20 protein-coding genes are annotated in these 18,820 nt (G+C 47.6%); 3 read left to right on the forward strand and 17 right to left on the reverse strand.

Annotated elements, in window-relative coordinates; translation table 11 throughout:
* Nucleotides 1-163: 163 nt before the first annotated feature.
* Nucleotides 164-1,363 (reverse strand): MFS transporter, encoded by a 1,200-nt coding sequence (locus MKY97_RS21425; RefSeq protein WP_342552290.1) that lies wholly within the window; start codon nt 1,361-1,363, stop codon nt 164-166.
* Nucleotides 1,364-1,509: 146 nt separating this feature from the next.
* On the reverse strand, nt 1,510-1,758 hold the full coding sequence (locus tag MKY97_RS21430) for a hypothetical protein (protein WP_342552291.1): 249 nt from the start codon (nt 1,756-1,758) through the stop codon (nt 1,510-1,512).
* Nucleotides 1,759-1,966: 208 nt separating this feature from the next.
* Here MKY97_RS21430 and MKY97_RS21435 point away from each other — a divergent pair, with 208 nt between their 5' ends.
* Complete coding sequence (locus MKY97_RS21435; RefSeq protein ID WP_342552292.1) at nt 1,967-2,170, forward strand: hypothetical protein; 204 nt, start codon at nt 1,967-1,969, stop codon at nt 2,168-2,170.
* 93 nt (nt 2,171-2,263) lie between these two features.
* On the opposite strand, the gene MKY97_RS21440 is transcribed toward MKY97_RS21435, so the two are convergent.
* The 7 genes from MKY97_RS21440 to MKY97_RS21470 form a co-directional block, all read right to left on the reverse strand.
* Nucleotides 2,264-3,001 carry a cyclase family protein gene (locus MKY97_RS21440; protein WP_342552293.1) on the reverse strand — a complete coding sequence of 246 codons (738 nt, stop codon included), beginning with the start codon at nt 2,999-3,001 and terminating at the stop codon, nt 2,264-2,266.
* A gap of 228 nt (nt 3,002-3,229) precedes the next feature.
* The gene (locus MKY97_RS21445; protein ID WP_342552294.1) at nt 3,230-4,156 is read right to left on the reverse strand and encodes an NADP-dependent oxidoreductase; all 927 of its coding nucleotides are present in this window, start codon (nt 4,154-4,156) and stop codon (nt 3,230-3,232) included.
* Nucleotides 4,153-4,362, reverse strand: coding sequence for a hypothetical protein (locus tag MKY97_RS21450; protein ID WP_342552295.1), 210 nt, complete (start codon nt 4,360-4,362; stop codon nt 4,153-4,155). Before MKY97_RS21450 ends, MKY97_RS21445 begins: the two co-directional genes overlap by 4 nt.
* Nucleotides 4,363-4,395: 33 nt before the next feature.
* Nucleotides 4,396-5,112 carry an expansin EXLX1 family cellulose-binding protein gene (locus MKY97_RS21455; RefSeq protein WP_342552296.1) on the reverse strand — a complete coding sequence of 239 codons (717 nt, stop codon included), beginning with the start codon at nt 5,110-5,112 and terminating at the stop codon, nt 4,396-4,398.
* A 379-nt stretch (nt 5,113-5,491) separates the two neighbouring features.
* Nucleotides 5,492-6,697 carry a cation:proton antiporter gene (locus tag MKY97_RS21460; RefSeq protein ID WP_342552297.1) on the reverse strand — a complete coding sequence of 402 codons (1,206 nt, stop codon included), beginning with the start codon at nt 6,695-6,697 and terminating at the stop codon, nt 5,492-5,494.
* Nucleotides 6,698-6,700: 3 nt separating this feature from the next.
* Nucleotides 6,701-7,207 (reverse strand): cation:proton antiporter regulatory subunit, encoded by a 507-nt coding sequence (locus tag MKY97_RS21465; protein WP_342552298.1) that lies wholly within the window; start codon nt 7,205-7,207, stop codon nt 6,701-6,703.
* Nucleotides 7,197-7,724 (reverse strand): GreA/GreB family elongation factor, encoded by a 528-nt coding sequence (locus MKY97_RS21470; RefSeq protein ID WP_342552299.1) that lies wholly within the window; start codon nt 7,722-7,724, stop codon nt 7,197-7,199. Before MKY97_RS21470 ends, MKY97_RS21465 begins: the two co-directional genes overlap by 11 nt.
* Before the next feature lie 399 nt (nt 7,725-8,123).
* Here MKY97_RS21470 and gdhA point away from each other — a divergent pair, with 399 nt between their 5' ends.
* A complete protein-coding gene (gene gdhA / locus MKY97_RS21475; RefSeq protein WP_342556417.1) occupies nt 8,124-9,500 on the forward strand; it encodes an NADP-specific glutamate dehydrogenase in 1,377 nt (458 codons plus the stop codon).
* Between the two features lie 122 nt (nt 9,501-9,622).
* On the opposite strand, the gene MKY97_RS21480 is transcribed toward gdhA, so the two are convergent.
* Nucleotides 9,623-10,102 (reverse strand): GNAT family N-acetyltransferase, encoded by a 480-nt coding sequence (locus MKY97_RS21480; RefSeq protein ID WP_342552300.1) that lies wholly within the window; start codon nt 10,100-10,102, stop codon nt 9,623-9,625.
* Nucleotides 10,103-10,326: 224 nt separating this feature from the next.
* On the opposite strand from MKY97_RS21480, the gene MKY97_RS21485 reads away from it, so the two are divergent.
* Nucleotides 10,327-11,181, forward strand: a complete 855-nt coding sequence (locus MKY97_RS21485; protein ID WP_342552301.1) for a pentapeptide repeat-containing protein — start codon at nt 10,327-10,329, stop codon at nt 11,179-11,181.
* Between the two features lie 74 nt (nt 11,182-11,255).
* On the opposite strand, the gene MKY97_RS21490 is transcribed toward MKY97_RS21485, so the two are convergent.
* The 7 genes from MKY97_RS21490 to MKY97_RS21520 all read right to left on the reverse strand — a co-directional run bounded on the left by MKY97_RS21490 (nt 11,256) and on the right by MKY97_RS21520 (nt 18,679).
* Nucleotides 11,256-12,233 (reverse strand): diaminopimelate dehydrogenase, encoded by a 978-nt coding sequence (locus MKY97_RS21490; RefSeq protein ID WP_342552302.1) that lies wholly within the window; start codon nt 12,231-12,233, stop codon nt 11,256-11,258.
* 224 nt (nt 12,234-12,457) lie between these two features.
* Entirely contained in the window at nt 12,458-13,033 is a 576-nt protein-coding gene (locus MKY97_RS21495; protein WP_342552303.1) for a hypothetical protein, read from the reverse strand.
* A 101-nt stretch (nt 13,034-13,134) separates the two neighbouring features.
* Complete coding sequence (locus tag MKY97_RS21500; RefSeq protein ID WP_342552304.1) at nt 13,135-13,284, reverse strand: hypothetical protein; 150 nt, start codon at nt 13,282-13,284, stop codon at nt 13,135-13,137.
* 404 nt (nt 13,285-13,688) lie between these two features.
* A complete protein-coding gene (locus tag MKY97_RS21505; protein WP_342552305.1) occupies nt 13,689-14,444 on the reverse strand; it encodes an exodeoxyribonuclease III in 756 nt (251 codons plus the stop codon).
* Nucleotides 14,445-14,532: 88 nt separating this feature from the next.
* Nucleotides 14,533-15,090 (reverse strand): GNAT family protein, encoded by a 558-nt coding sequence (locus MKY97_RS21510; RefSeq protein WP_342552306.1) that lies wholly within the window; start codon nt 15,088-15,090, stop codon nt 14,533-14,535.
* Between the two features lie 394 nt (nt 15,091-15,484).
* Nucleotides 15,485-17,329: an RICIN domain-containing protein gene (locus tag MKY97_RS21515; protein WP_342552307.1), complete on the reverse strand. Its 1,845-nt coding sequence runs from the start codon at nt 17,327-17,329 to the stop codon at nt 15,485-15,487.
* Nucleotides 17,330-17,344: 15 nt separating this feature from the next.
* Entirely contained in the window at nt 17,345-18,679 is a 1,335-nt protein-coding gene (locus MKY97_RS21520; RefSeq protein ID WP_342552308.1) for an AbfB domain-containing protein, read from the reverse strand.
* Nucleotides 18,680-18,820: the final 141 nt, after the last annotated feature.

Consider the following 18,820-nt stretch of genomic DNA (forward strand, 5'->3'; position numbering starts at 1 on the left):
TTTCATATCATAACATAATACAACGCTTCAACACATAACGCTCATTCAAACAGATCCTTTATAGATCGTACAGGTTGTACCTCCATCGGTTCTTTGGACAAGGCCATATTCACATAAACACCTGCCCAGATAATGAAGGCCATAAAGACATAAGCCATCCTTCTCACCTCCCTGCTTGCTGTGGTTTCACGATTAAACGGTTAACCGTCTCTGCACAGATCAGCATCAGAACAAACATGACCAGGACAACCATTGGAAAAGAGGCCGTTCCTGTATGCGATGCCAGCAGTCCAAACAGCGGCGGAAGCAGCGTAGTTCCGGTATAAGCAACCGCCATCTGGTAACCCATGAGTCTGGCTGCACTCCCTTTACCGAACCGGGTGGGAGTTTCATGCAGAAGTCCGGGATAGATTGGAGCCAGACCGAGGCCGATCAGTATTAGTCCACCTGCAGCGAACACCGGAGGCAGGGGAAGCAGCAGAACAATGCCGCCGGCGATCGTCGTCCATTGACCGAAGCGGATGAGCAGGAGATTAGAGATCTTTAATGTAATAAAGCCCGTAATTAACCTTCCTAACGTGATCCCCCCATAATAGAGCGATATCCAGCTGGCAGCCGTTTCTGCAGATACATTTCTTGTGCCGACGAGATAGCTGGCTCCCCACAGCCCAACAGTCATTTCAACGCCGCAATAGAGCATAAAAACAACAAGGGTAGGTCTAACCCCTTTTATATTCAGGAGCTTAGTCGGTAAAACTTTGTCCATTTCCTCCCTTGGCTTGATGCTCGGCAGGTCCGGCTTTGAGCGGGTCGCCGCCACACGTTTCCACAATGGCAGGGTCAGCAGAAGCACCACTACGAGACCGAATTGAATAAGGGCAACGGCTGTGTAGCCGCCTCTCCAGGAATGCTGACCCGTAATAGATGCTGCCATGATGAAGGGCCCCGTCGCTGCACCTACACCCCAGAAACAATGCAGCCAGTTCATATGATGGGGCCCGTAGTGCTCTGCCACATAATGATTCAGCGCCGCATCCACCGCACCTGCACCTAGTCCAAGCGGGACAGCCAATATAATGAACCAAACCAGAGAAGGGGCTATGGAGAATCCAAGCAGGGAAACCGCAGTGAGCAAACAGCTTAATAAGGTAATACTGCCTGTGCCCAATTTGCGGACCATATATCCGCTGGCGAGACTCGAGACGATGGTTCCAGCAGCAGTAATCATAGAGACCAGGCCTGCAGCGCCAACCGAAGATTCAATCTCAGGCCATATGACCGGCCATGACGAACCCAAAAGAGAATCCGGGAGCCCCAAACTGATAAATGCCAAGTAGATGATAATTAAAAACCAGGTTGTCAACAGCAGATCTCCTTTCATAATGTGTCTGTTATAACTTAATTAATGTACTTTATAAAGTTTATATCGTAAGTATGCAGACCAAACGTTTCTTTGTCAATATAAAAAGAATGTCTAATGTTCTCATCAAAGTACACCTTCTCCACTGCTCACAAGGTATACCAGCGACGTAAGAGAGCAGCACAAATCAGCAGGGGAAGTACGCCGAGCATCAGAAACAGGATCATTCCAGGAATTAAAAAATGAGTGAAAGGGGATTTTTCCAGCAGTGAAGCAGGTATGTTCAGCATTTTCCCAGATGGATCTATCATCAGCATTAACCCTCCGGCGACTGCCCCTATTCCAATCAAACCATGCATTGCTGCAAGCAGATATGATGGAGTTGTGCGCTGCGTCATATGAGAGTGCCCCCTTCTATTCCATTTTAAATTGGTTACCCGACTGATAAACCGTACACCTTGTGATCCCATTCTCTCACAAACCGAGACATTATCCTGTGCTCCTTCTCACCAGCAGCAGTACAAGAACCTGTCCAGATGGTAAAACTTGATAAAAGAACGTATGTTCGGTATAATGTGCTTATATACTGAATGAGCGAGGCATAATATGATGGATGACAAATTTATTAAGGAATTACGCAAAATCAGCCGTGATGACAGACGCCGATCGGAGTTCATGATTCAGGGCATGAAGGAAACATTGCAGGAACGCAAAGATGAAGGTGTATTCAAGCGGTGGTTGCGGCGGCGGAAAATTCAGAAAAGTATTTCGGAGCGATTCGGCTCCGATTCCTCTTCGAATCATGAGTAAATAGAGTTTATCGTTCATAACTGAAAGAGGAGGCCAAACAAGCCTCCCCTGATTCACTACATATATTTACTACAGCTTGGTATCGATGCACAATTAGGGCAGAATGGCAAATGACCGCACGGGAAATCCGGATGCTTTTTCCGCTTTCGGAACGATATTGAAGATTACGGCGCCTTTCGCTGGAACCTGATCCAGATTCGTTAACAGTTCTACTTGATATGTATCCTGAGCAAGCACATAATACTCGGCTAATAGAGCCCCATTTTTCTGATAATCGACTGCAGCATCCGTATCAAACGTTTCATGGCCGATCGCTTTAATGTTCCGTTCCTCGAACAGAAATGTTAACGCCGCTACAGACCATCCCGGCGCATGGTTGTTCCCGTCAGCATCTTTGTTGTCAAAATCTTGATGGTTCGGCCAGCGTTTGCTCCAATCGGTTCGGAGCGCCACGAAGCTGTCTGCTTCGATTCTGCCATGCTCTTTCTCAAATTCAACAATGTGCTCCACTTCCAAGGCAAAGTCGGGATTGTTCTTCACAGCCTCGGACTGATCAATGACGACGAGAGGCAGCACAAGCTCCTTGAGTCCCAACTCATCCAGGTAGCGTGTATCACGCACGAAATGGATTGGCGCATCCAGATGAGTGCCGTATTGACCCGGGAACTTGAAGCTTTGGGCGAAGAATCCCTGATCATGGTTAAACAGTGTATCGAACTGCGCAGCATCAAAAGCAGAGAAATGCGGAGATTCCGGGCCGAAAGTATGGGTAAGATCTACCCATTTTTTTTCTTTTAACACCTGAATGGCTTGAATAAGTTCGTTCGTCATCTGTTTCACCTCATATGCAGAATGGAATAAATTTCTCCTATTATATCTCAATGCTGCGTATTGGTGAACATAATGATTTTCTTTTCGTAGAGAGGGAGTGCATGATAAGACTGATTCTCCGCCGCAGCAAACAAAATTACGCTGTGCAGCAGGCTGCTTACAGCGAAAAGCAGAGAAAAACCGTTCTCTGTGTGGAGAACGGCGTGTGATTCATGTAATTTGATTAAACTAATTTGCGGTTATAACCAGTTTGCCCCGTGTATGATGCGATTCACTTTTTTCGTGAGCATCACGCAGGCCCTGTTCAGTCAGTGGATATGTTCCATCAATAATCGATCTCAGCTTCCCATCCGCAGCAAGCTCAGCCAACTGTTCAAGCTGGTCTCCCTTCGGCTCCATCATAAACACGCTGCCCGTTACACCCTCTTCCTTCGCCAGCTCTTCATCCGGCTGTTCCACAAGAGAGACCAGACGCCCGCCAGATTTCAATACCTTGAAGCTGTTCCGCTGGATGTCGCCACCCATCGTATCCAATACAACATCGTAATCGGAGAGAACTTGAGAGAAGTCCTGTTCTTTGTAGTTAATGAAATGGTCCACACCGAGCGAGCGTAATAAATCTTCATTCCCTGCACTCGCGGTAGAAGCCACTTCAGCACCCAAAGATTTGGCGATCTGGATCGCATAAGTCCCTACTCCACCCGCACCTGCATGAATGAGAACCTTCTGACCTTTGCCCAAACGACCATGATCAACCAGCGCCTGCCAAGCTGTCATTGCAGCGAGCGGAATGGCCGCCGCCTCTTCAAAGCTCAGCTGCTCAGGAATGCGGGCCACAATATCTGCATCTACAGCAACGTATTCCGCATAGGTTCCGAATTGACGCGGGCGGGCAAATACACGATCCCCTTCTCTGAAACGGGTAACGTTCGATCCTGCTTGGACTACAGTACCTGCCACGTCACCACCCAGAATCATTGGCAGCTGATCTGCTGCCTCCTTCAGATGACCTTGTCTTATTTTGAAGTCAACTGGATTCACAGACGCTGCATGTGTGCGGATCAATACCTGATTCACACCGCATGCCGGCTTCTGCACTTCCTTTTCTTTTAATTGTTCCGGTCCGCCAAATGCTTCAATCACAATTGCTTTCATATAAAATCCCTGCCTTTTCTAAGAAATGGAGTGACTTGTGATGGGTTATTCTCATACTCTTCTCTATTTATGATTACCCCATTCATCGGTTTACTTGACCTTCCAATATCAATGTGCTGTTTTATAGGAAGGCGAATCATCTCGCATATGTGCGCTCCTTTTTCTGCATCAAAAAAAGCCGTACGATGTACGACTTTAAGATTCATCTATGATCATCCTTATTTTATGCCGCATATCCATTAATCCGGGAACTGTACGTGACCCGGTACAATGGCTGCACCACCCGATCCATCATTCGGCAGAGCCGGAATGGTGTCATACACCACTTTACCACGAATATCGGTGATCCGAATACTTAATTTCTCCTTACCCAGCCCGGTGCCAAGGAAATGGTTATAATCTTGTTTCTCCAGACTAAGCCATGAACCGTCCTTCTGTTTCACTTCAAACTTCAGCACCGGATATTTATGATTGCGGACCTGAATGGCTGCCCACCACTGACTGCTGCCTTCCTTGATCCGGTAAGATACATTCCCTTCAATCGGAGCTTTGACAACCTTCCAGCTGACATCGATCTTCCCGGCTTGGGGATCGCCGATCTGGTTAAACGCGTTAGGCGAAAGGTCCAGTGCTCCACTGGCTCCTTCCGGGTACAGATCCGTTACATATACTACAGTTTTGCCTTTGGGTCCCTGAACTTCCAGATAGGCTCCAGCTAAAGCTGCTTTGACCCCGTTATAATTGAGCTGATACGGATTGAGTGCTGTAATCTTCATGTCTGCCGGAATCGGATCAAGCAGCACAGCACCACCTGAGTAACCGGAGCCCGTATAGGTGGCGTATCCTTGATATGTATCATTCCAGGCTGCAGATGCTGGGAGCGCAAATAAGATAAGACCAAGCAGCATACCTGCGGCAGACCATCCGAAACGCTGGAATCTACTTTTCCTGCTCATAGTGTGATTCCTCCTTATCATTGTGGCTGTGATACAAAATATATTTCTACATTGTCATAGACAATGTAGAACATTATTTTACATAAATAATAAAATATTTAAATGTTTTTCTGGTAAATCACATCCAAAGTCCTGCTTTATCACATAAAAAAAGCGCCGCAACCGGGAGAAAATTCATTCTCCAGCAGTGTACGACGCCTCTCTCTTGCCCTGGATCACATTGGATACCATCCTACCATGTCTATAATATAGAACATGTATATCTGTAATTCCGTCTCACTTTCTTGTATATCTTGCTGCTCTTCATATCTTCATATCTTTGTCACTTTGTATATCTATTCTAGATCTCTTATATCTTTGAACAGCATTTATTCCCCGCTTATCCCGTCTCTTTACGTTTCGTCCGATTCCTGAATCGTTCATAACGTGCATAGAGCTTAGGAGACTCTTTTGTCAAAATAGGCCCCAGTACAGCCAGTATCAGCACGTATAACACGGCGAAGGATTGAATGGAGGCCATAAGTCCCCCGGCCTTGCCGATGTTGGCCATGATAATCGAGAATTCGCCCCGGGACACCAGTGTAAAACCAACATTCAAAGAGGCTTTGTTCGATACCCCAGCCATTTTACCTGCAATCATGCCCGCACCAAAGTTGCTCAGAATCGTCAGAATAACAGCAATCACCGTCATCCCTACAGCTCCGCCGAGGGTCGATGGCTCAATCGTCAGGCCAAAGCTGAAGAAAAATATGGCACCAAAAAAGTCTTTGAACGGCATAATATGCTGTTCAATTCGGCTGACATGTCTGGACTCACCGAGAACAAGTCCAATCATTAACGCTCCGATGGCTTCAGCAACATGCAGCGTCTCCGAGAAACCCGCCACCAGGAACAGCAGTGTCATAATCGTGAGCAGAAATAACTCCGATGACTTGATATTAAGTGCCTTATCAATATATTTAATACTCTTCCTGCCAATAATCAGGAACAGCACAATAAACAGCAAAGCAGATAAAGATACGAGCAGTACACTTCCAAACGAAGTTGCCCCGCTAAGCACAAGACCGGTCAGAATGGAAATATGAATAGCAATAAACAAGTCGTCAAACATAATCATACCCATAATAATCTCTGTCTCGGGATTCGCAGTCCGCTTCAAATCCACGAGTACTTTGGCAACAATGGCCGTAGACGAGCTGGTCATGATCCCGCATACGACCATCGTCTCCTGAAGCGGCAGATTCATGAACCAGCCGAGCAGCAGGCCTGAGACAAAATTAAGACCGACATAGAATATACCACCGGTAAGAATCGCTTTACCCGATTTTAATAACCGGGAAACCGAGAACTCCAATCCCAGATAAAACAATAAAAATAAGATTCCCAGCCTGCCCATAAATTCGATAAAAGACGAGCTTTCGATAAATCGTAAATCCACAATGCCAAACTGTGGTGCATGCGGTCCAACAGCCATACCGATTAGAATGTAAAATGGAATAACCGAAAATCGTAGTCGTGTAGATATTAATCCTGTAAGCGTAATTAGCGCAACGGCAACCCCCACTTCGAATATGAGCATATCCATACGCTACATCCGTCCATCGGTCAACCATTGCTTAAGCTGCTTGAGCTGATCACGTTCACCCGCAACAACGATCGTTGCCCCACTGGTAAACACGTACTCTGGTCCCGGATTAAATTGTTTTTCCTTCTCTTTGTCGATGGCCGCCAGAATTGCCACACCGGTTACCTGCCGGATATTCAATTCCCCGATTGTCTTTCCGACACAGGCAGCATGGGGTTCAATGCGAAGCCATTCGATAAGCAGCCCTTCCAGCATCACTTCCCGCTCGTTCTGAAACTGGGGTTTATACGTCATGCCGCCAACAATCGCTGCTACAGCCCTTGCTTCATCGTCATCAAGCGTCACCAGCGAAACCATATCTCCCAGTTCTTCTGCCTGATCTCCTGATTCCATATGAAACAGATCACGCCGCTCATCATTATGAACCACGATAACAAGATGTTCTCCGCTGCGGGTGTGAAGCCAAAATTTGCGTCCGATCCCCGGCAGGTCCGTCTCTTTAAAGTGCATGATTCGCACCTCCTTGAGTGAAACCTTGCTGCGGATTTGGTTTCAGGTCGTCCATCTGTCCGGCTTCCTGTACCTTTCCTTTGTTCGACTCGGAAGCCCACTGAATGTCCACAATTCGAATCCTCATGGAACCTGACGGAGTAGAGATTGCTCTTATTTCACCTTTGCTGCCGAGCAGCAGCTGACGTCCTACAGGAGAAAGGAATGAAATCTGCCCTGCATCCGGGTCTGCTTCCTCCGGCATAACAATGGTTAGCGCATCCGACGTATGGAAATCAACATACTCCAGTTCAATCTGACTGCCGATCAGCACGACGGAATTCAGAAGCTCATCCGGTCCGGCGAGCAGCTGCTCCACTCGTTCCGTATAAGCTGTCAGCTGTTTATCCAGCTGCACACGCTCGGCATTACGCACGTCAAAATAAGCGTCAAGAAAAGCTCTTTTCTCTTCGCCCAGGGTTAATAGCTGACTTACCAGCTGTTCTCTACAATTGTGAAGTGGAGTACTACGGTTCATAGTAGATTTCACCTCCTATACACGCCTTGTTCTCCACGTTGATTCGATTCTTGTTACTTATCATCCTGTTGTCCTCCTTCGTATATATAAAAGAGCCCAAAGTTGTTGAGCCCTCCCTACCATCTTACCAAAATGAATTTATTAATCCAATCTATTCGGCTAACTTGCGGTTTTATTCTATATCTTGGGACTATTATCCAAAAATTAACGATATTCTTTACATTTAATGATAGGTCCATAGAACATTTTAATTGCCTCATAAAAAACATTTTATGGATTTTTGTCTCGTATTTTTATTTTCTTTCCTGTATATTTAACTACAAACTTTTATGCAATTTGTACAAATAGGTATCTGCAGACTTTAACACGATAAAGGAGTGCATTGAAAAAGTGTCCACGATTACAAAAGAAACTTCAACGTCATCAAAAGCTGCTGCCGCAGCGTATGTTCATTCCGTCTATGAGTCGGTTATCGCGAGAAATCCGAATGAGAATGAATTCCATCAAGCCGTCAAGGAAATCCTGGATTCACTGATCCCCGTCATCGAAGCACATCCCAAATACAGAAATCACAGTCTGTTAGAGCAGCTCGTTGAGCCGGAACGAGTTATTACTTTCCGTGTTCCTTGGGTGGATGATCAAGGCAAGGTTCAGGTGAACCGCGGCTTCCGGGTACAGTTCAACAGTGCCATCGGTCCGTACAAGGGCGGACTTCGTTTCCACCCATCGGTGTACTCCGGTATCATTAAATTTTTGGGCTTTGAACAAATTTTCAAAAATGCGCTGACCGGCCTTCCCATTGGTGGCGGTAAAGGCGGATCTGACTTTGATCCAAAAGGAAAATCGGATCAGGAAGTCATGCGTTTCACGCAAAGCTTCATGACAGAGCTGTACAAATATATCGGTCCAGACGCAGACGTACCTGCTGGCGATATCGGTGTAGGTGCACGGGAGATCGGTTACATGTTTGGTCAGTACAAACGCATTCGCGGCGGTCATGAAGCAGGCGTATTGACAGGCAAAGGACTGCTGTACGGCGGAAGTCTTGCTCGAAAAGAAGCAACAGGATATGGCTGCGTATACTTCGTCAATGAAATGCTTGCTTCCAAAGGGCTCAGCTTCAAAGACAGCACCGTTGTAGTTTCCGGCTCCGGTAATGTATCCATCTATGCCATTGAGAAGGCTCAGGAACTTGGTGCCCATGTCGTAGCCTGCAGCGACTCTGGCGGTTACATCCACGATCCACAAGGGATTAATCTGGATACGGTTAAACGTCTGAAAGAGGTTGAACGCCTGCGGATCAGCGATTACGTCAAAGAACATCCGCATGCAACCTATACCGAAGGGTTCGAGGGGATCTGGTCTATTCCGTGTGACATCGCTCTTCCTTGCGCCACACAAAACGAGATTGATGAACAATCTGCGGCCCTTCTAGTCAAAGGCGGCGTGAAGGCCATCGGAGAAGGTGCAAACATGCCATCTACGCTGGCGGCCATTGATATATTCCTCGGTGCCGGAGTGCTGTTTGGCCCTGCGAAAGCTGCGAACGCTGGTGGCGTAGCCGTGTCCGCTCTTGAAATGTCACAGAACAGCATGCGGTTGTCCTGGACATTTGAAGAAGTAGACGCCAAACTGCATGACATTATGAAAAATATTTATAAGAGCTGCGTAGAAGCGGCAGAAGAGTACGGATGCGAGGGCAACCTGCTGGCTGGAGCTAACATTGCCGGCTTCCTCAAGGTAGCCGACTCTATGATTGCACAAGGCGTCGTGTAATCCCTTCGTGTGCTTTTCAGCACATGTTTAGCAGATAGATAAGAAAGAAGCCTTTCCTTCGTCCAGCGGCCTTTTCAGGCGCTGCTTGGGGAGAGGCTTCTTTTTTTGTATTATGCAGTAATTTACTTAAGGCTGCGGGAGGATCGCATCCCTGGGTCATTTCTAGATATGAACCTAGACATAAACACATCCACTTCGTCCTGCCCATCCACGGTAAACCCGAAACGTTCGTACAGCCGCTGTGCCGGACTGCCCTGCAGCACGTTCAGTGTTACACGGCTGCTCCTGACTGCCTCCTGCTCCAGCAGCAGGCTGAGCACTTTTGTACCGAGTTTTCTACCCTGATAATCCGGATGAATGTAGAAGTGTTCCAGCAAATATTCCTTATCTTTTGGTTTTAACGCCACACAACCGATTAAAATCCCTTCCAGCTCCAGTATCCGGGTATGTTCCGGGTGAAACGTGTTTCGAAAACGCTCCCTCACCTTAATCTCGTCATATCGACCCAAACGTGTCAAATCATCGCACAGTACCAAAGCTCGTAAATCTGCCAGCTGCTCCCGATCGGCATGGACAGCCTGACGCATTACAATTCCATCCATACTCTCACACCTCCATACATGATCCATCCGCACCTTTTCTTGTTTATCATGCGTTTTACATTTTAACATATATGTGCACTTCCCAATGTCATTTGAACAGGGCATGAATCAATAACATTCATTGGATTGAAGCCATTTCCCTACAATGGTAAAGTAATACTGACATGATGTTATTCGTAAATTTGAGCTGAATTTTTTTTCAACATGATAAGGAAGTGTGTATTTTGTCTAACCAACCAACGTTCAGCAGCACAGCCCCACATCTGCTCGCAGATTGCGAGCAGTGTTATGGATTATGCTGTGTTGCTCTGCCTTATGGCAAATCTTCCGATTTTGCTTTTGACAAGTCCGGCGGCACCCCCTGTCCCAACCTGCGGGAGGATGACCGCTGCGGCATTCATACCCAGCTTCGTCAGAAAGGCTTCAAGGGCTGCACCGTTTATGACTGCTTTGGTGCAGGACAGAAGCTGTCACAGGTCACGTATGCGGACAGAAGCTGGCGGACTCATCCCGAATCAGCCCGTGAAATGTTCGACTGCCTGCCTGTACTGCGCCAGGTTCATGAACTTATCAGTTACATGAGAGAAGTCATGATGCGCTCAGATACATCTTCACTTCATGCCGCAATGGGTAAGGTCTATCCTGACATTGAACGCCTGAGCGATCTGGAACCTCCGGCTCTGCTGCACCTGGATATCACGAGCCATCGGGCGAAAGTGAACATACTGCTAACTCAGGCCAGTGAGCTGGTCCGCGGCAGCGCTCCGTCAGCCGCATCTGCTGCTCATAAGAAGTCCAAAACCAAAAAGCGCAGCGGCATGGACTTCCTGGGAGCAAATCTTCAGGGCGCTGATTTGCGAGGAGCAAGCTTCCGGGGGGCACTCCTGATTGCAGCCAATCTGCGTAATGCCGATGTACGGAACGCTGATTGGATTGGCGCAGACTTGCGGGATACTGACCTTGGCGGAGCGGATCTGCGCGGCGGAATTTTTCTGACGCAAGCTCAGTTAAACGCTGCTGTGGGAAATGCGAATACGCTGCTGCCTGACCATTTGAATCAACCTTCCCATTGGCGTTAATAACACACCATGCAAACACCCCGCCCTTCAGGTTGAAGGGCGGGGTGTTTTTCTAACGATATGAAAAATCAGGATTACAGCAGGTCACGACGAAGGTCTGCAGCCGATTTCGGAGACAGGTGGCCCAGCGGGATATCAAACACCGTCTTCGCCCCTTTATGTCCTTCCTTGCTCAAACGCTGTGCTGCCCGGGCATATGCGACAAGCACGCTCGCAGTGAATTCCGGATTGCTGTCGAGTTTCAGGCCAAATTCAATGATTTGCTTTTGCCCGTTACCTGTAACGCCGCTGCGAATAACAAAGCCTCCATGCGGCATGCCTTCATGGTTGGATTTCAATTCTTCTTCACTAATGAAGGTCACTGTTGTGTCGTAATCTGCAAAATAGTTCGGCATGGATACAATCGTTTCACGGATTTCATCCTGGTTTGCGCCTTCTTCTGCAACCACATAACATTGACGCAGATGTTTCTCGCGTGTAGACAATTCCGGCGTCTCGCCTGAACGAATGCGGTCAATGACTTCTTCTACAGGAACGGTATACTGCACACCGGCTTTAACACCTGGTACACGACGAATCGCATCCGAGTGTCCTTGGCTGACCCCTTTGCCCCAGAATGTGTACTCTTTTCCTTCCGGCAGAATGGATTGGGCGAGCAGCCGATTCATGGAGAACAAACCTGGGTCCCAGCCTGTCGAGATCACACTTACATGTCCGCCCTGCTCAGCCGCTGCGTTCACAGCCTCGTAGAACTCAGGGATTTTTGCATGAGTATCAAAACTATCTACCGTATTAAACAGCTTGGCAATGACAGGTGTCTGTTCTGGCAAATCTGTCGCAGAACCTCCACACAAAATCATGACATCAATTTTGCCTATATACTGCTCAGCCGCAGAGATATGCTCAAAGCGAGCTTCTGTACCTTCAGCCGCCATTTGCTCCGGGTTACGACGTGTAAATACAGCTACCAGCTCCAGATCATCATTCTGGGCGATGGCTTTCTCCACACCTTTACCCAAGTTACCGTAACCTACGATGCCAACTTTAATCATGTTTTAATCCTCTCCCTGTCTGAATCTTTTGTCTATTGGTCTTTCTAAGGATATAACATACCATGTAGCTTGTCCGGTTTCCAGATGCAATTCAAAAATACCCTGCATCGGTACAGCGTTAAAGCCGCGCCATGCAGGGTATGGATAAAAAAACAACAGCATGTATAAAGATTCTGTTTCTCTTCCAAAATTAAAAATCGGCCTGTCTTAACGATGCATCATTTTTAAGACTCTGACCAGCTCAGCGTAAGTTCAATAGTGCCTTCCTTACTTGCCAGTGTCCCGCCAATCAGAGACCAATGCTGTTCCGTATCCGGTTCAGTTCCCTGTATAATGATATTTTTGGCGTCAATTGTTTGTCCGGAGTCGGTTAGTTTTTTGGCTTCAAAATACTCTTTGTACATCTTCGATACCGTCTCCATGTCCTGCTTGGTAGTGAAGATCAGCATTGCCGATTTTTTGCCTTCATCTTCTCTGGAATTCGCTGTCGTAATTGCAGCATCGTCCGGTAACGGGAAATCTTTTGGCAGGTACTCCGGTAGTCCCTCCACCGTGTTCGTATCACCTTGGCCTGATGCAGATTCAGAAGCTGCCGGTGTAGATGAGGCTTCCGTATCCGTACCTGTCGTCGGTTCGCTTGTGCCTTCTGCAGCCGCTGGCTCAGCTGTTCCCGATGCTGCCTCGCTATTTACCTTCTCGGACTCGCCCTTTGGCTGGTCAGCAGCCGTGCTGCAGGCACTTAACGCCACCATCATGGCTAATGCGGCGCAGGCCAGCAGATATGTTTTCTTTTTCACCATAAATATCTCTCCTTCAAGTTGTCTTATATGGTCATTTCTTCTATTCATGTTCTTATATCAGAACGATATCTCTGCACGGCGCTTGCACATCCCTCCTTTATTTAGTCGAGTTCCAGTGTCTGCTCCATAACAGGTACAGCATCTACGGTATGTTTAATCCAGAGGACCGATACCGATAATACACTCAAAGACAACAGGCAGCTGACAATAAATATGGACAGGAATCGGGCGATAACTCTGATGTTTTTCATATAACCCTCCTCCTTCGATGTACAGATTGTTCATGTTCTATAGAGACTAATCCTATTCAACAATATGTATGTATGCTTCAATCCTACCCAAGAAATGGCCGAATTGAAACAATCCGGAGTCCAGTCCTTTTCCCCAACCAAAGTCCAGTATTTCTCCTCTACCGCTTTTTGTGTATATCAAAAAAAGACCCCTCCTTTGGAGCAACGGAAATGCCGCACGCCCTTCTTTCCCAATTCAGGTACGAATCATGCTGCAGCAGCTCTCAGGTCATATCATTAGCCAAATCCCCAAATGTGGACTACGCCTCTTTCGGACGTAAAAAAACTCGTTTCCGTAAAGGAAGCGAGTTTTCAGATTCATTCTTTATGCAGTATATCTTTGAGCCAGAAGCAGTCCATTAAATTCAACTGCCCAGCACAAGCCCTACCGGACAGTGGTCGCTGCCCAGCACATGACAGTCGATATAGGCATTGGTCACGCTGGGTACGAGCTGATTGGAAACGAGAAAATAATCGATCCGCCAGCCCACGTTCCGCTCTCTGACCTTGGGCATATAGGACCACCAGCTGTAGACATCCGTTTGATCCGGGTGCAGGTGACGGAAGCTATCTGTATATCCTGCCGCAAGCAGGTCCGTCATCTTACCACGCTCTTCGTCTGTAAATCCCGAGTTGCCCATATTAGGCTTCGGATTCTTTAGATCGATCTCCTGGTGAGCCACGTTCAGGTCCCCACAGATGACGACCGGCTTCAACTGCTCCAGCTGCAGCACATAAGACTTGAACCGATCCTCCCACTCCAGACGATAAGGAAGCCGGGTCAAATCCCGTTTAGCGTTAGGCGTGTAGACATTAATCAGATAAAAGGCATCGTACTCCAGTGTAATCATCCGGCCTTCCGGCTCGCTGTCCTCTTCCATACCATAACGGACAGACAGCGGTTTGATGCGGCTGAATACAGCCGTACCTGAATAGCCTTTTTTGATCGCATAATTCCAGTACTGATAGACGTCTTCGCCCAGATCCATCTCGATCTGTCCTGCCTGCAGCTTCGTCTCCTGAAGACAAAAAATATCGGCCTCACTTTGATGATAATAATCCATAAATCCTTTATTCACACACGCTCGAAGTCCGTTCACATTCCAGGACACCAGCTTCATAGTCTCATCTCCTCACATCTCTCCAATATAACATGAGCCCAATCTGGGGAACAAGGCATCATGATTGGGGATGGAGACCGGAAATGGTTTAGTTGTCGCTCTGCAGCTTCGAGAAGATCGCCAGATCAACGTACCTGCCCTTCTCAAATTCATGCTGCCGCAGCAGGCCTTCCTGCTGAAAACCCAGCTTAAGCAGCAAACGAATGGACGCCTCGTTCCCCGGGTCCACCTTCGCTTCAATTTTGTTCAGCTGCATCTGATTGAATCCAAAATCCAGTACAGCTCTGGCAGCCTCTGTCATCACGCCCCTGCCCCAGCAGGACGAAAGCAGATCATATCCAATCTCTGCCCGGTGATGTTCCTCCTCATATCCCAGATATCCGCATGTTCCAATCACTCGATGAGACTCCTTATCTTCAATCATCCACCGCAGACCGGTATGTTCCTTGAAAATCTTCTTATACCAGCTCATCTCATCCAGCGCATCCTGTTCGGATTCGAAGGGCGTGAAGGGCATATATTCTACAACCGTTGCATCCGAGTACAGCGCCAGTAAATCCCGGCTGTCACTGTCTGCTGCTGCACGGAGCACAAATCGCTCTGTTTCCAGTTGTGGAAATGTGTCAAATGTAAATAACTCACTCATACGTATTTCTCCTTAAAGTCAAATTTCTTCTGTGTTTATGTATGTTACAGTCCCTTTGTCATTCTACTACGTTAAATGGATAGAACCAAGTCATCTCATAGAATGATCAGGATAAATATGATGTTTCAAAAAAGGCCATTCCCTACCTGCTGAGAGTGGGAATGGCCACGAGATGTTTGTATCTTATTATAATTTTTCGGATGCATTAAATGATTCGCGTTCATTCAAGATCAATTCGATCTATTGAATTTCATCGCATCACTTTCACAAGTGCCGCTATATCCTGCTCGCCGTAACCAGCTTCTGCAAATTACGGCCTGCTTTTATTTGTTTCTTAACTTCACTAACACTTTAGAGAACAAACTCAACATGGTTTCATCATGGTATGTTTACTCTAATTCACCTTAACCAGATTCCACTGCTGGTTGGCCCCACCGTTATCCTCCCACTGGATGGTGGAAGCACCTGCATTCATCGATCCTTGGTTGATATCGACGGTAAGGCCGCTGTTGCGATTCGCCAATACAACATATCCGCCCACATCAATTGGCAGCCACTGCTGATTATAACCTCCGTTAGCCTGCCACTGAATGAGTGATGCGCCGCCCTGGGTAGAGCCTGAGTTAACATCGAGCATCAGCCCGCTGCCTACGTTACGAATGGTGTAGTATCCACTCCCTGTAGGCTCCAGCTTCCACTGCTGATTGGCTGCTCCGTTATCACTCCATTGAATAATCGTCGCTCCTCCGGCCGATGAAGCACCGTTCACATCCAGTACAAGACCGCTGTTACGGTTAACAAGCTTGTAGATTGCTCCTGCTTCATATCCTGTACTGCCGCTGTATGATGCGCCAGAGATCACATAAGTGGTCACCGAGTTCGCTTTAGCTGTCGTTGTGAACGTTTTGTTTTGAATCGGAATGTTCGTCAGCTGCTGCAGCTTCTCCGTTGACGAAGTACGGTACACCTGCGCAGACGAACCAATGCTTGAGAAACGGCTCAAATCATAGGTTACGGTTGTATCCGTGGATTCTGAGTTGGTCGTGACCAATACTACTTTGCCCGATGCCGCATCATAAGCTGCAAGAGTATTGGCATCACTCATGCCGATAATTTTATACCCTGGGCGGATAAATTTACTGTAGTTCCCCATGACATAATATTTTTGGTTCACCGTGTAGCTGGTCGTTTTTGTATTGTTGAGTACATTCTTAAAAAATCCCCAGCCTTCTGCGCTGTCTACAGCCTGCCAGTACACCCACGCACTCGCACCCATGCTGCGCATATCCTTCAGGATTGTGCGTGACATCGTAAGGCCGCTTGCATCCCCATCTCCGTATTCGGATGCCCACAGTTTTTTACCTGCAGACGCTGCGGTATTGCGCAGAGCTGTCCGGTTACTGCCATTATACGTATGTGTGTTAATCTGGCTGATCGCCGATTGAACGGCACTGCTGTAACTTTTATAGGAAGTATTGGTATCATCCAGGTTATTCTCCTCTGGTGCACTCAGCCTGGTGGTCAGCCCCTTGGCATTCAAAGATGCTTGGACCTGACTTAAAATCGCATTCTGCTCTGCCCGGCCGAAGTGCATGCCCTCCTGATCATTGCCCAGCTTCCACCAATTCGAGATTGGTTCATTCAGTGGGGTCACCGTATCAAACGTAATGCCCCAATGATCCCGGAAATGCTTAACAACCTCCGTCAAATAATCGGCAAAATCATCATAATAATCCGGCTTGAGGTTATTGCCGCCATTCGCTGCACCGGATACACTGCCGCTGATCGTCATCCAGTACGGTGCGGAGTTTGCAAAAGCTTCAATGATGTTGACCCCTTGTGCCTTGGCGGCCTGCAGCATGTATCGCTGGTTCGCATCGGCGGTCCAGTCGTATACGCCCGGAGATGGCTGAAAACCAGGAACCGCTTTGCGATATTCAAGTATGTTGGACGACGGATCATCCCCGCCTCCAATGTTATATCTCAGAATATTCATCCCGATTCCCGTCACTGGATTAAACATTTTCTCTACATATTCGTCCCGATTCGAATACTCGCCAACCACCTTGCCCCACCAAGCCAGCGATGTTCCCCAACCTTCAACGGTCTGATACTGTTTCGATGGATCAGCGGCGGCCGTATAAGCTCCCGCAGCCGACACGTCCGTTGCAGTACCCATGCTGCCCGCCAGCAGTGTTCCGCTCAGCAGCACTGCACTCATTCGTTTCAACCACTTCATATACTCAGCTCCTTATCAATTGATCTCACGGAAAGTCGCATCGGATTTGTCCATTGGGGTAACAATGGGCTGTAATCGCAGCATTTGATCAGAATGCCGCAAGTACAGGTTCGGATTATAAAATAAAGCGTAAGAGGTCCAGCCTGCATCTGCCAGCCCGTTAACACGTTTGAATGTAGCATCATTACGGAATGCAGTACTGCGGTCATTTTTCACCAGCATGATATTACCATTATGGTTGCGCAGAAAATAACCGGGATAATTCATCGCTTCGAACGAGATGCCCTCTTGACTCGCCAGTCCGGGCACGATCCGAAACTGAGCGTCTTCTGCCGGATTCACGCTGTCATCGATACGAGCCTGATAGAAATAGTGACGAATGAAGCTTCCTCGTTCGTTAAACGATTCCAGCTTGCGGATATCCCCAGGCTGTCCTGGCTCCTTCAGCACAGTCATATGCCGAACCATTCCGGACAGGCCCTCGATCTCCTGTTTGCCGCTCCAGCTTAGAAAGTTGTCCGCCGAGTCGCTGTAATAATATTTGTGATCTGCATATCCGTCAAAATAAATTCGCCAGGAACCGTTATCCAGCTGCACCACGGCGGGTCCCTCCAGTCCTGAACCCCAGCCTGCCCAGTCACCTGTGCCTTTGAACGTATACGGACCTGTCAGGGAATTGGCTGTGGCGTATTCGATGTTTTTGGTCGTTTCGTTCTTGGTAAACGCATGATAGGTTGAATCTGTCTTCACTACAAAGGTATCAATATAATTGGGGGCCAGACCTGCAAGCAGCGCAGGTGCAGACCATGATGTGGATGACAGATTGCTGCCCAGTGCGGTAATAACATGCGGCTTGAAATTCTCGTAATTGCCAGGAGAGAGCGAAACGATGATGTTCACACTGCCGTTCGTGTCCATGAACCATTCCGGTGCCCACGTATGTGCGATCGGGGCTGCGGTAGACAGTGTGATGTTGCGAACAAATGTCCAGTTGATTTTGTCCGGGCTGGAAGCAATGCCAACCGTATGACCTGACCAGTTCGTGGTGTACACCACATAATATAATCCATCGGTATGCTTCATAACGCTGGGATCGCGAATCAGATCAGATCCAGGCGGTGTGTATGCCGGACCTTTCAGCAAACCATAATGTTTCGCATTATAGGACTCATAAATATACATGTTGGATTCGCTTGTGTTCGTAAAGGCTGTCATTGTGTACACACTGGTTGTTGCTTGGACTGAACCGGGAAATGCAGCAGTATACAAAATTAACAATCCCAGCATGAGCAGCGGTACAGCCTTACATCTACCCCATGACTGTACTCTGCCTTTCCTTTTCAGCAGCATCCATTCAGCTCCTTATCCTTCACAAAATGATATCGGACTGTCTTCTGACTGATCGAAGAGTAAGTGGGTTATAACCTGCTTTCAATTAGCCATGCAGCATCTTCCGGTATCTGCTTCCGTCTACTCACATGGAATATCACC

It is taken from the genome of Paenibacillus sp. FSL R7-0652, from assembly GCF_038595045.1.
GTDB lineage: Bacteria > Bacillota > Bacilli > Paenibacillales > Paenibacillaceae > Paenibacillus.

Coding starts and splice junctions, on each gene's coding strand:
- MKY97_RS21430 (WP_342552291.1), bottom strand. CDS start 1,758: ATGACGCAGCGCACAACTCCATCATATCTGCTTGCAGCAATGCATGGT.
- MKY97_RS21435 (WP_342552292.1), top strand. CDS start 1,967: ATGATGGATGACAAATTTATTAAGGAATTACGCAAAATCAGCCGTGAT.
- MKY97_RS21440 (WP_342552293.1), bottom strand. CDS start 3,001: ATGACGAACGAACTTATTCAAGCCATTCAGGTGTTAAAAGAAAAAAAA.
- MKY97_RS21445 (WP_342552294.1), bottom strand. CDS start 4,156: ATGAAAGCAATTGTGATTGAAGCATTTGGCGGACCGGAACAATTAAAA.
- MKY97_RS21450 (WP_342552295.1), bottom strand. CDS start 4,362: ATGAATCTTAAAGTCGTACATCGTACGGCTTTTTTTGATGCAGAAAAA.
- MKY97_RS21455 (WP_342552296.1), bottom strand. CDS start 5,112: ATGAGCAGGAAAAGTAGATTCCAGCGTTTCGGATGGTCTGCCGCAGGT.
- MKY97_RS21460 (WP_342552297.1), bottom strand. CDS start 6,697: ATGGATATGCTCATATTCGAAGTGGGGGTTGCCGTTGCGCTAATTACG.
- MKY97_RS21465 (WP_342552298.1), bottom strand. CDS start 7,207: ATGCACTTTAAAGAGACGGACCTGCCGGGGATCGGACGCAAATTTTGG.
- MKY97_RS21470 (WP_342552299.1), bottom strand. CDS start 7,724: ATGAACCGTAGTACTCCACTTCACAATTGTAGAGAACAGCTGGTAAGT.
- MKY97_RS21480 (WP_342552300.1), bottom strand. CDS start 10,102: ATGGATGGAATTGTAATGCGTCAGGCTGTCCATGCCGATCGGGAGCAG.
- MKY97_RS21490 (WP_342552302.1), bottom strand. CDS start 12,233: ATGATTAAAGTTGGCATCGTAGGTTACGGTAACTTGGGTAAAGGTGTG.
- MKY97_RS21495 (WP_342552303.1), bottom strand. CDS start 13,033: ATGGTGAAAAAGAAAACATATCTGCTGGCCTGCGCCGCATTAGCCATG.
- MKY97_RS21500 (WP_342552304.1), bottom strand. CDS start 13,284: ATGAAAAACATCAGAGTTATCGCCCGATTCCTGTCCATATTTATTGTC.
- MKY97_RS21505 (WP_342552305.1), bottom strand. CDS start 14,444: ATGAAGCTGGTGTCCTGGAATGTGAACGGACTTCGAGCGTGTGTGAAT.
- MKY97_RS21510 (WP_342552306.1), bottom strand. CDS start 15,090: ATGAGTGAGTTATTTACATTTGACACATTTCCACAACTGGAAACAGAG.
- MKY97_RS21515 (WP_342552307.1), bottom strand. CDS start 17,329: ATGAAGTGGTTGAAACGAATGAGTGCAGTGCTGCTGAGCGGAACACTG.
- MKY97_RS21520 (WP_342552308.1), bottom strand. CDS start 18,679: ATGCTGCTGAAAAGGAAAGGCAGAGTACAGTCATGGGGTAGATGTAAG.